This window comes from Gammaproteobacteria bacterium, assembly GCA_029862005.1.
Classification (GTDB): domain Bacteria; phylum Pseudomonadota; class Gammaproteobacteria.
Genome location: JAOTYD010000025.1, coordinates 1 through 14,182, shown reverse-complemented (window position 1 = coordinate 14,182; position 14,182 = coordinate 1). Strand labels below are relative to the sequence as shown.

Annotated in this window: 16 protein-coding genes; 12 read left to right on the top strand and 4 right to left on the bottom strand. The window is 51.5% G+C overall.

Features of this window, described 5'->3' with window-relative positions:
• Positions 1-8 precede the first annotated feature (8 nt).
• Both OES20_14190 and queG read right to left on the bottom strand, forming a co-directional pair.
• Positions 9-995 (bottom strand): folate-binding protein, encoded by a 987-nt coding sequence (locus OES20_14190; GenBank protein MDH3635846.1) that lies wholly within the window; start codon positions 993-995, stop codon positions 9-11.
• A complete protein-coding gene (gene queG, locus OES20_14185) occupies positions 992-2,038 on the bottom strand; it encodes a tRNA epoxyqueuosine(34) reductase QueG (protein ID MDH3635845.1) in 1,047 nt (348 codons plus the stop codon). The genes OES20_14190 and queG overlap by 4 nt, the downstream gene beginning before the upstream one ends.
• Before the next feature lie 97 nt (positions 2,039-2,135).
• Here queG and crcB point away from each other — a divergent pair, with 97 nt between their 5' ends.
• The 4 genes from crcB to OES20_14165 are packed head-to-tail and all read left to right on the top strand — an operon-like array spanning position 2,136 to position 4,863.
• Positions 2,136-2,513, top strand: coding sequence for a fluoride efflux transporter CrcB (crcB, locus tag OES20_14180; GenBank protein MDH3635844.1), 378 nt, complete (start codon positions 2,136-2,138; stop codon positions 2,511-2,513).
• Between the two features lie 2 nt (positions 2,514-2,515).
• Positions 2,516-3,796: a serine--tRNA ligase gene (gene serS / locus OES20_14175; protein ID MDH3635843.1), complete on the top strand. Its 1,281-nt coding sequence runs from the start codon at positions 2,516-2,518 to the stop codon at positions 3,794-3,796.
• A gap of 31 nt (positions 3,797-3,827) precedes the next feature.
• On the top strand, positions 3,828-4,358 hold the full coding sequence (locus OES20_14170; GenBank protein ID MDH3635842.1) for a DUF4124 domain-containing protein: 531 nt from the start codon (positions 3,828-3,830) through the stop codon (positions 4,356-4,358).
• Between the two features lie 16 nt (positions 4,359-4,374).
• Positions 4,375-4,863, top strand: coding sequence for an OmpH family outer membrane protein (locus OES20_14165; GenBank protein MDH3635841.1), 489 nt, complete (start codon positions 4,375-4,377; stop codon positions 4,861-4,863).
• Between the two features lie 45 nt (positions 4,864-4,908).
• Here OES20_14165 and OES20_14160 read toward each other — a convergent pair whose 3' ends face one another.
• The gene (locus OES20_14160) at positions 4,909-7,371 is read right to left on the bottom strand and encodes an Rne/Rng family ribonuclease (GenBank protein ID MDH3635840.1); all 2,463 of its coding nucleotides are present in this window, start codon (positions 7,369-7,371) and stop codon (positions 4,909-4,911) included.
• Positions 7,372-7,733: 362 nt separating this feature from the next.
• Here OES20_14160 and OES20_14155 point away from each other — a divergent pair, with 362 nt between their 5' ends.
• Entirely contained in the window at positions 7,734-8,708 is a 975-nt protein-coding gene (locus OES20_14155; protein MDH3635839.1) for an RluA family pseudouridine synthase, read from the top strand.
• 13 nt (positions 8,709-8,721) lie between these two features.
• Positions 8,722-9,696, top strand: coding sequence for a S49 family peptidase (locus OES20_14150; protein ID MDH3635838.1), 975 nt, complete (start codon positions 8,722-8,724; stop codon positions 9,694-9,696).
• A gap of 24 nt (positions 9,697-9,720) precedes the next feature.
• On the opposite strand, the gene OES20_14145 is transcribed toward OES20_14150, so the two are convergent.
• Complete coding sequence (locus OES20_14145) at positions 9,721-10,302, bottom strand: Maf family nucleotide pyrophosphatase (GenBank protein ID MDH3635837.1); 582 nt, start codon at positions 10,300-10,302, stop codon at positions 9,721-9,723.
• 210 nt (positions 10,303-10,512) lie between these two features.
• Between OES20_14145 and OES20_14140 the strand changes: the two genes are divergently transcribed.
• The 6 genes from OES20_14140 to OES20_14115 form a co-directional block, all read left to right on the top strand.
• Positions 10,513-10,992 (top strand): YceD family protein, encoded by a 480-nt coding sequence (locus OES20_14140; GenBank protein MDH3635836.1) that lies wholly within the window; start codon positions 10,513-10,515, stop codon positions 10,990-10,992.
• Between the two features lie 19 nt (positions 10,993-11,011).
• Complete coding sequence (gene rpmF, locus OES20_14135) at positions 11,012-11,206, top strand: 50S ribosomal protein L32 (GenBank protein MDH3635835.1); 195 nt, start codon at positions 11,012-11,014, stop codon at positions 11,204-11,206.
• Positions 11,207-11,273: 67 nt separating this feature from the next.
• Positions 11,274-12,305 (top strand): phosphate acyltransferase PlsX, encoded by a 1,032-nt coding sequence (plsX, locus tag OES20_14130; GenBank protein MDH3635834.1) that lies wholly within the window; start codon positions 11,274-11,276, stop codon positions 12,303-12,305.
• Positions 12,302-13,270, top strand: coding sequence for a ketoacyl-ACP synthase III (locus tag OES20_14125; protein ID MDH3635833.1), 969 nt, complete (start codon positions 12,302-12,304; stop codon positions 13,268-13,270). Before plsX ends, OES20_14125 begins: the two co-directional genes overlap by 4 nt.
• Positions 13,271-13,342: 72 nt before the next feature.
• The gene (locus OES20_14120; GenBank protein MDH3635832.1) at positions 13,343-13,990 is read left to right on the top strand and encodes a response regulator; all 648 of its coding nucleotides are present in this window, start codon (positions 13,343-13,345) and stop codon (positions 13,988-13,990) included.
• 57 nt (positions 13,991-14,047) lie between these two features.
• Positions 14,048-14,182 (top strand): uracil-DNA glycosylase (locus tag OES20_14115; GenBank protein MDH3635831.1); only part of this gene is annotated, 135 nt, incomplete at its 3' end.

The window sequence follows — 14,182 nt, the reverse complement described above, 5'->3', positions numbered from 1 at the left end:
GATAAATGCTAAATCTCGAGCACGTAAGGCAAATCGACGTTATCGATTCTGGATCCAGGCTGTTTCAACAGCTGCAGGCTGCCGGACTCCGCTTTTGAAATTTGTGCGATGTAAAGACAATGACAATTTCCATCCAGGTCGAACTCGGCATCGACGACCTTGCCGCTGCCGTCAGCAACGGTCTTGCCCGGCGTGACCAGGTCATCACCTGGAGCCGGCAGCGTATCAGTCTCGATGCGAGCCAGGAACATGCGCCGTTTGAGTTTTCCGAGATACTGCATGCGCGCGACAATTTCCTGGCCGGGATAGCAGCCTTTATCGAAACTGACACCGCCCAGAGCACCGAGATTCGTCATTTGTAGCACAAATTCCCCGGCCGTTGCAGGGTAAATCACTGGAATCCCCGCCTTGATCTCGGACAGATGCCAGGACGAGTATCCGGCAACCTGTAAACTCCCGGCCAGGCTTTCCCAGAAATCAATTGCCTCATCGGCAGACAGGAACATCAGCAGGAATCGACGCTGGGACCCGAGCGGCTCAAGCTGCAATGTAATCATACTCTCGGTTTGCATTACGGTACCCGGCCCGCCCGGTGTCGATGTTTTCCCGACATTTTCCGGGTTTCCTGTTTGCACCGCAAAACGGGCAAAATAATTGCTGGCATCGGCCAGCGTCACCTGTGACTGTACGATGTATTTGTAGAGATGCTCGAGTAACGGTACCACTATTGACGCGGTCGTCAGCAGCAGGTAACCGTTGCTGACCCGAATTACTCGAAATACTCCCAGCATCCTGCCCTTGGGTGTCGAATAGGAACTCAACTGGTAACGGGATTCATCAATCAGGTTGATATCGTTGCTGAGCTGGTTTTGCAGGAAGTCAGTCGCATCCGCACCACTGACCATGATCAATCCGATTTCGTCAACGGCGCAGATGAAATCGTTAGCGGCTTGCGCGCTACTCTGCTTACTTTCGAATTCTTGCCACTGCTTCATTGCGATTTGCCCTGCTGTTGTTGAATCGCCCAGTCAAGGTGGTGCTGTAAGAAACCACTGTGTTGAGCATAATCCTGCTTTAGTATCGATTCTATATGTGGGTCCCGGGCGGCGTTTCCAAGCGCAATCACTATATTACGCAACCAGCATTGGTAGCCGATACGTCGAATTGCCGAACCTTCCATTTTATGCATGAAGTCGGCCTCTGACCAACGATAACAATCCATCAGGGAAATATGGTCGAGCCCGTGGCGTGGCTGAAAATCGATTTCGCCGGTATATTTTGCAAAGCGATTCCAGGGACACACCAGCTGGCAATCATCGCAACCATATATTCGATTACCAATCGCCTGGCGAAATTCCACCGGGATTTCAGAACGATGCTCGATGGTCAGATAGGAAATACAGCGTCTTGCATCTACCCAGTAGGGCTCAACTATCGCCGCGGTCGGACAGACGTCAATGCAACTGGTGCAGCGGCCGCAATGATTGTCGATCGGATCATCGATTTCGAGCACCATATCAGTATAGATTTCACCCAGAAAAAACCAGGAACCATGCTCGCGATGCAGGATATTGCTGTGTTTTCCCTGCCAACCGATCCCAGCCTTGGTCGCGAGTGCTTTCTCGAGAACCGGGGCGCTGTCGGTAAACACGCGATACCCCATACTGCCATGGGCCTGTTTTATTCGGTCGGCAAATTTCTGCAGGCGCTTGCGCATCAGCTTGTGGTAATCACGACCGAGTGCATATCGGGAAACGTATGCCAGGTAAGGGTGATCAAGCAGGTCGAGCGGGTTTCGCGCCTCATCGACCAGGTAGTCGAGACGGACACAGATCACCGACAATGTATCCGCGACCAATTCGGATGGGTGCAGGCGCTTGTGTACGTTACGTGCCATATAGCCCATCTCACCGTGATAGTTACGCGCAATCCATTCTGCATAGTGTCGATGATGCGGATCGAGATGGGCATCGGTAATACCGACCTGCTGGAATCCCAGTTCAAGCCCGATCTTTTTGATAGATTCTGATTTGGTCAAAGAAATAATAAAAATGGCCTGGACGCTTTATTCGTGCCGTTGCGGGTGCATCTTTCCAGATGGCTGGTACAATATCGTATTTTAATTCAAACCTGAAATGTCTATCTACCTCGCAATCGCTGCGGGCGGTTCGCTCGGTGCCGTCTCTCGTTACTGGATGTCGGCATCGACCTACCAATGGCTCGGACAGGGATTCCCGTATGGGACGCTGATGGTTAACCTGCTGGGATCGCTGGTAATGGGGTTTTTATCGGTACTGCTGGTGCATCGTTTTCACGTCAGCGAAGAAATCAGAATCGGTCTGCTGGCCGGATTCCTCGGTTCGTTCACGACTTTTTCGACCTTCGCCATGGACACGCTGCAGCTCGCGGGAAACGAGGCGATGTTTAAAGCCATCATCTATGTTCTATTTAGCGTGATACTGTGTATTCTCGGCGCCTGGGCGGGCCTTTTCGTTGCAAAACAAATAATCTAGAAATGCTTGATTCAAAATTACTACGTACCGATCTCGACCGCGTCGTCGAAAAACTGAAAGTAAAGAATTTTACTTTTGACGTGGCTGCCTTCAGCGAACTCGAGGAACGCCGCAAATCCCTGCAGGTGTCCACTCAAAATCTGCAGAGTGAACGCAACAGCCGCTCCAAAGCGATCGGCGAAGCAAAATCGAAAGGTGATGACATCCAGCCCCTGCTCGATGAAGTGGCAGAACTGGGCGACCAGTTAAAGGCAGCTGAAACAGAATTAAGCACGCTGCAGAATGAGCTCGATAGCCTGTTACTGGGTATTCCAAATCTACCCCACGATTCCGTACCAGCGGGAGATAGCGAGGCCGATAATACCGAAATACTGCAGTGGGGTGAGCAACCGCAATTTGATTTTGAACCCAAAGACCATATTGAACTGGGTCAAGCCATGGGTGGTATGGACTTCGAACGGGCGGCCAAACTTGCGGGCTCGAGATTCGTGACCATGACAGGGCCTCTGGTCACGCTGCACCGCGCCCTGATACAGTTTATGATAAACCAGCATGTACTCGAACACGGTTACGTCGAAGCGTACGCGCCCTACCTGGTTAACGAGCAAACACTGATCGGCACCGGCCAGCTACCCAAGTTCAAGGAAGACCTGTTCCATATTGATGCTGAAAATCACAACCTCTACCTGATACCAACGGCCGAGGTGCCGGTGACGAATTTTGTCGCCGACAGTATCGTGGAGCCAAAAGAGCTACCGCTAAAATTTGTTGCCCATACACCGTGTTTCCGCTCCGAGGCAGGCTCTTATGGTAAAGATACGCGCGGTATGATCCGCCAGCACCAGTTCGAGAAAGTAGAATTGGTGCAGATTGTAGAACCCGAAAAATCGATGGATGCCCTCGAAGAGTTAACCGGGCATGCCGAAACGATCCTGAAATTACTGGGGCTTGCCTATCGCAAGGTTATCCTCTGTGGTGGCGACCTGGGTTTTGCGTCGACCAAGACTTACGATCTGGAAGTCTGGCTACCCGGTCAGGATGCTTATCGCGAAATTTCTTCGTGCAGCAATATGACTGATTTCCAGGCACGCCGAATGAAAGCACGCTGGCGCAATCCGGAAACTGGCAAACCCGAACTGGTCCATACCCTGAATGGATCCGGACTCGCAGTGGGCCGGACCCTGATTGCCATCATGGAAAACTACCAGCAAGCCGACGGCAGTGTCAGGATTCCAGAGATACTGCTGCCTTATATGCACGGCATAACTGAAATTCGAGGTTAAAAAGCTATACTCTTCGCATTACTTTACGGATTTGGAAATCCAGATGAAGCTATTCACGAAGATTATGATTGCAGTATTATTCATCGCGCTGCTGTTGCCCTTTACGATTCTAAAGGACGATAACGGAGATACCATGGTGAGTTTTTCGGATTTAAGTTTTCCGGATCTGTCGATGCCGAACTTCTCGATGCCTGATTTGCCTAAATTCTCAGGCAATTCAATCCAGGCTGGTTCAGATGAAGATCTTGACGGCAAGGATGTATTTTATAAATGGTACGATGCCGATGGAAATGTCCAGTTTACAACTGAGCCACCCCCTGATGGCGTCGAGTTTACACTCAAGGGTTTCGATCCCAATGCAAACGTGATTCAGTCGGTAAAACTTCCACCCGAAGAAAACGAGACGGAAGAAACAGGCTCAACCGCTAAAAAAACTGATAATCCAGGAGACATCGGCAATCCGTATTCTCCGGATACCATCAAGAAGCTATTCGAGGACACCAAGAATATCGAGAAACTGCTCCAGCAAAGGTTGCAAGATCAGGAATCAACGATTAACTAATAAGAGACATCTATACATGAAAATTACAGCATTTCTTTTACTGACGCTGGTCAGCGTCGGCCTGAACGCAGCCGGAAAAACGGCATTCATCAACTCCAAGGTACTGCTTGAACAGTCGCCGCAAGCGATAGAGGCCAATGCCGAATTGCAGAGCCAGTTTGGCGACCGCGAGCAGAGCCTGCGAAAACTTGCACAGGAAATCCAGCAAATGGAAAAAACCTATAAAACCGATAGTGCGGTAATGAGTGACGAACAGAAAAAAAAGGCCGAGGACAACATAATCCAGAACAAGCGGCGTTTTCAATTTGAACAACAGTCGCTGAAAGAAGACTTGCAGGCAAAGCAAAGAGAATTATTACAGAAGGTGCAGGTTTCGATAAAAACGGTTATCCAGGATTATGGCAACAAGAATGGGTACGACTTCATATTTACTGACGCAAGCATTGCCTACGCCAGCGATGCAGTCAATATCACCGACGAAATCCTCAAGGAACTCAAGAAATAGTTAACGCCTCACCCCGGCCACGGCCAGCAAGGGTGAGTTGTCGTTTTACGAATCCTGCCCGACAGCCGTTGAACTGGATGGAGCGGCATTGTGTGCCGAGGAATCCACGCCAGACTTTGACTCCGAGGTTTCAACCCCTGAGGTCGGCTTGCTTTCCGCTTTCTGTTCGGATGCTGCAGAGTCTGCTTTTTCCCCATTTCGGGCAGTATGGGATTTCGTTGTGCCGGTAGCCGCTTTTTTTGTGGTTGCAGGCTTAGCGTCCGTTGTCTTTTCGGATTGCCCGGGCAGACTCGAATCGGTTGCCTCAGCCTTTTTAGGTTTGCGACTGCTTTTGGCAGGTGCTTTTCGAGCCTTGGTCTTGCCCGCTTCGACCTTTCCAGTTTCCTCGGATTTAGCAGTCTGATTTTGATTTCCATCCACGTCAGGCTTTTGTCGCGGGTGACGATTGCCATCTTGTTCCGAGCGGGTTTGTGACTGATGCTTGCCGTCCGCGACAGGAGTTTTTTCAGATGACGCCTGCTGATCCTTTTGACGAGCCCGATTGCCTCGATTTCCACCGCGATTTCCACTGCGTGAGCGACCCGTGCGTGGCTGGTTAGTGCGTTTGGCTTCTGCGGCTGCGGATTTTTCGGTTTCACTTTGATCCTTGGCTTTCTCGCCTGCACCCTTGTTTGTTGCCGATGCATTACTACGCTGCCGATTTTGTCCACCGCGGTACTTACCCCGGCGACCCCGATTTCCGCTCTGAGCCGGACGGGTAGCAGTTTTTGCCGGCGTTTCTTCGACAGGCTCCGCGGGTTTATCACCACTACCAGTCAGCAGATTGACAATCTTGCCAAGAAAGCCGCTCTCGCCAGAGGAAGTTTTAACAGGGGGAGGCGCTGCGGGTCTTGGCGTAGGGGGCGTTATACTTTGTACGGCTGCAGCTTCCGGGGTGGAGATATTACTGCTCGCCATCTCGACGAGGTCGACCGGTTGTTCGGGCGTGGTCATCTCGTAAGACTTTTTATAGTTTGATTCGTGACGATGCGTGTCGTTATCCTTGACGCGTTCGATTTCGTAATGCGGCGTCTCAAGTCTTGGATCCGGAATAACCACGATATGCACTTCGCGTCGCTGCTCGAGACTATCAATCTTTTCACGCTTCTCATTGAGCAGATAGGTCGCACATTCGACCGGCATCTTGGCAAGAATCTTACCGGTGTTATCCTTGAGGGACTCCTCTTCCAGCAGGCGTAATACAGCCAGCGAAAGCGATTCGACATCACGTATCGTGCCCTGACCACTGCACCGGGGGCAGACGATCTGGCTCGACTCCTCCAGTGAGGGTCTCAGTCTTTGACGTGACATTTCAAGCAATCCAAAGCGCGAAATGCGCCCAATCTGTACACGTGCACGATCATCGTAGACCGCGTTGCGTAACCGGCTTTCTACCTCGCGCTGATTACGATTCTGCATCATATCGATGAAATCAATCACGATAAGGCCTCCCAGATCACGAATTCTCAGTTGGCGTGCGATTTCATCGGCCGCCTCGAGATTGGTCTGCTTCGCGGTTTCTTCAATATCGCCGCCCCGGGTGGCACGGGCAGAGTTAACGTCAATCGAAATTAAAGCCTCGGTATGATCGACTACGATAGCGCCGCCAGATGGTAATCTGACTTCCCTGGCAAAAGCGGATTCGATCTGGTTCTCGATTTGGAAACGGTTGAACAGCGGCAACTTGTCTTCGAACAGTTTGAGCTTGTTAATCGAACCTGGCATTACCATTGACATGAAATCGTGGGCCTGTTGATAGGCCTGCCTGGAGTCGATGAGTATTTCTCCGATATCGTTTCGGTAGTGATCGCGTAAAGCCCGAATGACGATATCTGACTCCTGGTAAATCAGAAACGGCGCAGATTTTTCTCCAGCTGCCTTTTCGATTGCAGTCCAGACCTGGGTCAGATAATCAAGATCCCACTGCATTTCCTCGGTGGAGCGACCAACGCCGGCAGTCCGTACGATGACGCCCATGCCCTCCGGCATTGTCAATTCTGAAAGCGTTTTTTTAAGCTCGTCACGGTCTTCGCCCTCGATTCGCCGGGATACTCCGCCGGCGCGTGGGTTTTGCGGCATTGCAACCAGGAACCTGCCGGCCAGACTGATAAAACTAGTTAACGCGGCGCCCTTGTTGCCGCGCTCTTCTTTTTCGACCTGGACGATGATCTCCTGGTCTACTTTGAGCGCGTCTTTAAGAATGGGTTTGCCGTTATTGTCCCGCGGTGCATCGCCATAGTATTGCTTGGCGATTTCCTTGAATGGAAGAAACCCGTGACGTTCGGCGCCGTAATTAACGAAAGCAGCCTCGAGGCTGGGTTCGACCCGGGCTATTTTACCCTTGTATATATTTGACTTCTTCTGGTCTCGAGAGGGTACTTCGATATCGAGGTCGTAAAGTTGTTGGCCATTGACCATCGCCACCCTGAGCTCTTCGGCCTGGGTGGCATTTATTAAGATTCTTTTCATTGATATTGTTGCCTTGCTTGAATAGCCAGCTGCTGCGATTTGTTTGTTCTGACAGCTGTGTTTCCTTTTTTATCTGTGCGGGCAATAGGCCCATGCACACCGGTCCCTGTAAACCGATTGTGATGAGGAAATTATTGATCAGAACAAAACTGTGTATGAGGCAGTGCATTGGCCTTTGTGTGACTGAGAGCCCTGAACCCAGACACTTATACGGCGCCGGCTCCGGACTAATTCATTTGGGAAACAGGCCCTGGGGCCTTTGCTTCCCTTGAAAAAACTGATTTGGTAGTGTTTTGCCTGGAATTTAGGCAGTACAATGCTACGGCAGGGAATATAACACAGTTTCTGCCAACTGCCATCCATTGAGTTCAGATAAACCACAAAAAAGTCCCGTCAGCCTGATCGAGATCTCTGCCGCTCAACTTGGACAAAGGCTCGACAACTTCCTGTTCAAACAGCTCAACAACGTTCCCCGTACCCGCATTTATCGAATCATCAGGAAAGGTGAGGTACGGGTTAACAAGAAGCGTTGCAAACCGGAATACAAACTGAAGATTGGCGATCAGGTCAGAATTCCACCGTTACTTCTGGCAACCGGTTCACGCGACAAGCTACAGCCGTCGAAGCGATTGGTCGAAAATCTGGAACGCAACATACTTTTTGAGAATGGGCATATTATCATTATCGATAAACCCGCCGGGTTCGCTGTCCACGCCGGTTCAGGGGTGGACTACGGCGTCATCGACGCGATGCGCCTGCTGCGACCCGACGACGCCATCGAGCTGGTGCACAGGCTCGATCGTGATACCAGTGGTTGCCTGCTACTGAGTAAACATCGACAGGCGCTGCTAGACGTTCAAGCGGCGCTGCGCGACGGAACACTCAACAAGAAATATTGCGCTATAGTCAAGGGTCGATGGCCCCAGGAAATTCGCGAGATTAAACTCGCGCTGAAGAAAATAGTCCTTCCCAACGGGGAGCGGCGGATGCAGGTTGACAGCAATGGGAAAAAGGCCTTGAGTCGAATCAAGCTATTACAGACCGGTAACAGTTTCAGTTTAATCCAGGTGGAACTTGTAACCGGCCGTACGCATCAAATCCGGGTGCATTGCCAGTCCCAGGGACACGAAATCGCGGGTGATGATAAATATGGTGATATTGAATTTAACCGCGCCATGCGCCGGCGTAAAATTAATCGTCTGATGCTGCATGCAGCAAGCCTCGAACTGCCCCACAGCAAATTTACACCCGAACTGGTGGTCAACGCTCCATTACCCACAGAATTCGAGCAGCTCATCGGCGCTGCAGACAATGGCTTAACCACGCACAACTATTGAAACAGGAAGCACGATGACAGAAAACGAAACGCACAGCGATAATTCCGGTCCAGGTAATGACAAGCAGGCCCAGAAAATTATTGACCGCCTGGTATTTGCGGCGATAAAAGAGCAAACCCGGGCACGTCGCTGGCGAGTCGGTTTCATGCTGTTTTTCATCGTCTATCTAAGCGTCGTAACAATCATGTTCTTTGCCGATACCAGCGACAGGTCGTTGGCGGTTGATGGGAAAAAGCATACCGCGCTGGTCAAGCTTTCCGGGGTCATCGCCAGTGGGGAAGCGGCCGGTTCCGAAAACATGATTGCCGGGCTCAAAGCGGCTTTTAAACACGATGATACCGCCGGAATCGTCCTGGAAATCAATTCGCCGGGCGGTTCTCCGGTTCAGGCCGCTTATATTTTCGATGAAATCATGCGCCTGAAACAGAAACACGAATCGATACCCGTGTACGCGGTAGTCGCTGATATTGCTGCTTCGGGTGGATATTTCGTCGCCGCGGCAGCCGATAAAATTTATGCCAATCAATCGAGCCTGGTGGGATCGATCGGTGTGCGCATGGATGCATTTGGATTTGTCGAACTGATGAAAAAAATCGGTGTCGAGAGAAGGCTTTTGACTGCGGGAGAAAACAAGGGTCTGTTCGATCCATTCCTGCCAGAGCAAAGTGAACAGAAGGCCCATTTGCAATCGATGCTCGATGAGGTACATGGCCACTTTATCGCGGCAGTCAAGCGCGGCAGGGGAGACCGCCTCGTTGTCAATGAGGATATCTTCAGCGGCTTGATATGGAGCGGTGAAAAGGCGCTCGGCCTGGGTCTTGTGGATGCCTACGGCACCACGCAGAGTATTGCGCGGGAACTTGAAGCGGAACAGATTGTTGATTTCACGCCCAAGGCCAACCTGCTGGAACGAATTGCAGCCCGCATCGGCAGCAGTGCAGGACGCAAAATCAGCGAGTACTTACTGGGCAATATGGCCATTAACTAGCGGGTCAGGATTTCGTTAACCGCGCTAGACGACCGCTACTCCGGCGCGTTCCAGTATCTCTGTCAATGCAATCAGGGGCAATCCAATCAGCGCCGTCGGATCATCACCATGCATTTTTTTGAACAGGCAGACACCATAGCCTTCTGCCTTGAAACTGCCGGCGCACTGGTAGGGTTGCTCGACGTGGAGATAATGCTCCAGCTGCCGATCACTTAAGCTACGGAATTCAACTTCGAACAGGACATCCTCTATCGCATTGAATCCAGATGACAGCTGCAGTACGCAGACGCCGGTATGAAAAATCACGCTTTTTCCCTGTGCCTCCTGCAACTGTAGCAGGGCGTTTTCGTGCGATCCCGGTTTACCCAGTATTTTTGTACCCAGCAGCGCACACTGATCAGAACCAATGACAATCGCATCCGGATGATCTGCCGCTACCTGCCTTGCCTTCGATTCTGCCAGTCGACAAACGTAATTGCGGGCATCCTCAGCTGGCTTGAGAGTCTCGTCGATATCGGGAGAAAGGCAGACGAAATCGAGCTGTAATCGATCTAGCAGCTGCTTGCGAAAAGGGGAGCCGCTGGCCAGTATTATCTGAGTTTGCACTGGGTATAGTTCCTGTAAAAATCCGGACAGACCGGGGCCTGCGTCTGGAAGAGTCTGGTAACGGTGGCGCAGTATATTACAAGCACGAATTGAATACATTATCCGCCTGTATTTTCACCGCGAATTGAATAGACAATGTTATCCACAAACATGTAGAATCGCCGCCTTATGCGGGACAAGTTGCGTAGGCGCTATCAGGTTCAAAAGGAAGTGACCCGAAACGGCTGTTTCCAGGGAGAAATATCGCTATCAGAAACCGGGCGTCTGGTCGAACTGCTCCATGGCGGAGAATCTGACCAGGCGGACCGCGAGATAGCCATTCGATTCGAGTTCTTACGCAACGAGTACGGTATTCCAATGATTACGGGCGGGCTGGAAACCAGTCTTGAGCTGGAATGCCAGCGATGTCTCAAGGCAATGGAATGGCCGTTGAAACTCGATTTCAAACTCTTGATTCACGCCAGCGATGATATTGTCAGCCAAAGCGACGAAGATACGGTATATAGTCATGATGGATATATCGACATTATCGAGATAATTGAAGATGAGCTGATACTGGCAATACCCCTGGTAGCTGCGCATGAGAACAGGTCTTGCAATAAAAACTGGCAGCCTGCTGGAAAGAAATCCGGGACTCCCGCAAGAGAAAATCCGTTTGCAGTTTTGCAGCAACTGAAAACGACCGATTAAGAAAACTGGAGATATACTGATGGCTGTTCAGAAAAGTCGCAAAACCCCGTCCAGACGGGGTATGAGACGCTCCCACGATGCACTGGGAAGCGCAACCCTGGCGGTTGAACCCACAACCGGCGAGATCCACCGTCGACACCATATCAGTGCCGATGGTTACTACAAGGGCCGCCAGGTAATCGCGGATAAAATCGTCGAAGACGATGACGAGTAGAAACGGCGAGTTCAATCACTGAGTACGGGCGGCGACAACCGCCCGTATTTGTTTCCAACAGGGCTAAATGGAACCAAAAATTATCGCGCTTGACGCCATGGGCGGCGACCACGGCCCCAGCGTAACCGTGGCTGCGGCGCGATTGGCACTGAATGAGATTCCCGACCTTGAACTGGTTCTCGTCGGCAATCAGGAGTCACTCGCGCTGGAACTCGAGACGCACGGTCTAAGTAACGATAATCGGGTCGAGATCTACCACGCCTCCCAGGTTGTCGACATGGATGAACTGCCCGCCATCGCGCTTAAAAAGAAGAAAGATTCTTCGATGCGGGTAGCAATCGACCTGGTCAAGGAGGGCAGGGTGCAAGCCTGTGTCAGTGCGGGTAATACCGGTGCCCTGATGGCTACCAGCAAGTTTGTCTTAAAAACCATACGGGGAATAAGTCGACCTGCAATCTGCACCACCTTGCCGGGCATCAATGGACACACCCATATGCTGGACCTCGGTGCTAACCTGGAATGCAGCCCCGAAAATCTTGCCGAATTCGCGTTGATGGGGTCGGTACTGGCGCAATCGGTTGAGGGAATCAAGGATCCTTCGGTCGGGCTATTGAACATCGGTTCAGAATCAGTCAAAGGCAGCGAGTCAGTGAAGAGGGCCAGCCAGCTAATCTCCGAAAGCAGGCTAAACTATTATGGATTTGTTGAAGGTGATGACATTTACAAGGGTACCGTTAACGTAATTGTAACCGATGGATTTGTCGGTAACGTCTCGCTTAAGACCGCGGAGGGTCTGGCGGCTTTTATCAATTACGTGCTGGCCGATGAGTTTAAGCGCAACTGGCTAACAAAACTGGCTGGCGTTTGCGCGTTACCCGTATTGTCTTCCGTTCGACGCAAACTTGACCCGCGCCGTTATAATGGCGCCAGCCTGCTAGGGCTGAATGGTATTGTTATCAAAAGCCATGGCAGCGCCGACACGAGTTCGTTCATGAATGCCATCAAGATCGCCAGTCTCGAGATCGAGAATAAGGTTCCGCAACGAATCTCCAGTGCGATCGAGAGCTACCTGGAACAGGTCGGGGAAGCCGTCTCGTGATCTATTCCCGTATTACCGGCACCGGCAGTTACCTGCCAGAAAACGTTATGACGAACCATGACCTGGAAAAAATCGTGGAAACGTCCGACCAGTGGATTCGTGAGCGAACCGGTATCGAACAGCGCCATATTGCGGCGGAAAATGAAACCACGGTTGATCTCGCCGAAAAAGCCTCGAGACTCGCGATCGAGTCAGCAGGAATTGATCCCGCTGAAATCGACCTGATCGTGCTGGCGACCTCTACTCCCGACAAGATCTTTCCAAGCTCGGCCTGTATCCTGCAGGCGCGCCTGGACCTGCACGGTTGTCCGGCATTCGATATCCAGGCAGTCTGTACCGGATTCATCTACGCCCTGGCGGTTGCCGACAAGTTTATAAAAACCGGCAGTGCGAGCAAAGTGCTGGTGGTTGGCGCGGAAGTGTTTTCAAGGATTCTTAACTGGCAGGATCGCTCGACCTGCGTACTGTTTGGCGATGGCGCAGGTGCCGTGATCCTCGAGTCGAGCGAAGAAACTGGAATTTTATCAACACATATACATGCCGATGGCAAATATGAGGACCTGTTGTGGGTGCCACACGGTATTGGGGACGGTTTCGACGAGGTGAAACAGGGCAGAGGCTTTGTCGAAATGCGAGGTAACGAGGTGTTTAAAATGGCTGTCAACACGCTGGGCCGCATCGTCGACGAAACCCTGGCCGCTAATCGCATGGTTAAATCGGATATCGACTGGCTGGTGCCACATCAGGCAAACATCCGGATTATTAACGCGACCGCTAAAAAGCTGAAAATGTCGATGGACCAGGTTGTCGTAACCGTTAACAAGCATGGCAATACATCGGCCGCATCGGTGCCGCTGGCGCTTGATGTTGCAGTGCGCGATGGTCGTATCAAGGCAAACGAACTCGTGTTACTGGAAGCATTTGGCGGCGGCTTTACCTGGGGATCAGTATTATTGCGTTACTAGGTATCTTGACACTGGACTACATGCAGTAGGAAAGCTGTGATATGATGATCTCAGATTACCTGGTTACAAATAATGATAAGCGTTTTACTCACCGACGACCATGCGCTGGTGCGTACCGGGATTCGGCGCCTGCTGGAAGACAGCAATCAAGTCAGTATCGTCGGTGAAGCCGACTGTGGTGAAGAAGGCGTCAGGCTCGCCCAGCAGCTAAACCCGGATGTCATATTAATGGATGTCAGTATGCCGGGTATCGGTGGCGTCGAGGCATGTCGTCGTATCTTGCAGCGTGACCCCGGCCAAAAAATAATCGTGCTAACTGTCCATAACGAGCAAACGTTTCCTAAACGCATGCTCGAAATCGGCGCCAAGGGTTACCTCACCAAAGACTGCGGTGTCGAAGAAATGCTGATTGCAATAAACCAGGTCAATAATGGCGGCGCTTATATAGCGCCGAGTATCGCACAGCAGTTGGCCTTATCCCTGTTACCCGGGAACGAACACAATCCCGTCGACCGTCTGTCGAGACGCGAATTCCAGGTAATGCTGATGATTTCCCACGGTTTAACCAATGCCGAGATTTCCGAAAAACTGTGTCTTAGCCCCAAGACCATCAGCACCTACCGTCTGCGCCTGCTGGAAAAACTGGGCGCGCACAATGAGGTCGATTTGATTAAGATAGCGGTACAGCAGGGGATGGTCGAGTTCGCAAACTCGGACTGATCGGCAGTGAGCATCCTGCAAGACTGCCAACAGTGTCCGCGTCTTACGGCTTACCGGATTGAACAGAAGCATAGATTTCCCGAATACCGCTGTTTGCCGGTTTCAGCATTTGGCGATCCCAGTGCGCAGCTGCTGATAGTCGGTCTCGCGCCGGGATTACACGGGGCTAACGCGACCGGGAGGCCTTTCACG

What these genes read in the sequence shown, in the direction of transcription:
- OES20_14160 (MDH3635840.1), bottom strand. Translation starts at nt 7,371, where the DNA reads ATGAAAAGAATCTTAATAAATGCCACCCAGGCCGAAGAGCTCAGGGTG.
- rpmF (MDH3635835.1), top strand. Translation starts at nt 11,012, where the DNA reads ATGGCTGTTCAGAAAAGTCGCAAAACCCCGTCCAGACGGGGTATGAGA.
- OES20_14165 (MDH3635841.1), top strand. Translation starts at nt 4,375, where the DNA reads ATGAAAATTACAGCATTTCTTTTACTGACGCTGGTCAGCGTCGGCCTG.
- crcB (MDH3635844.1), top strand. Translation starts at nt 2,136, where the DNA reads ATGTCTATCTACCTCGCAATCGCTGCGGGCGGTTCGCTCGGTGCCGTC.
- OES20_14120 (MDH3635832.1), top strand. Translation starts at nt 13,343, where the DNA reads ATGATAAGCGTTTTACTCACCGACGACCATGCGCTGGTGCGTACCGGG.
- OES20_14190 (MDH3635846.1), bottom strand. Translation starts at nt 995, where the DNA reads ATGAAGCAGTGGCAAGAATTCGAAAGTAAGCAGAGTAGCGCGCAAGCC.
- serS (MDH3635843.1), top strand. Translation starts at nt 2,516, where the DNA reads ATGCTTGATTCAAAATTACTACGTACCGATCTCGACCGCGTCGTCGAA.
- OES20_14150 (MDH3635838.1), top strand. Translation starts at nt 8,722, where the DNA reads ATGACAGAAAACGAAACGCACAGCGATAATTCCGGTCCAGGTAATGAC.
- plsX (MDH3635834.1), top strand. Translation starts at nt 11,274, where the DNA reads ATGGAACCAAAAATTATCGCGCTTGACGCCATGGGCGGCGACCACGGC.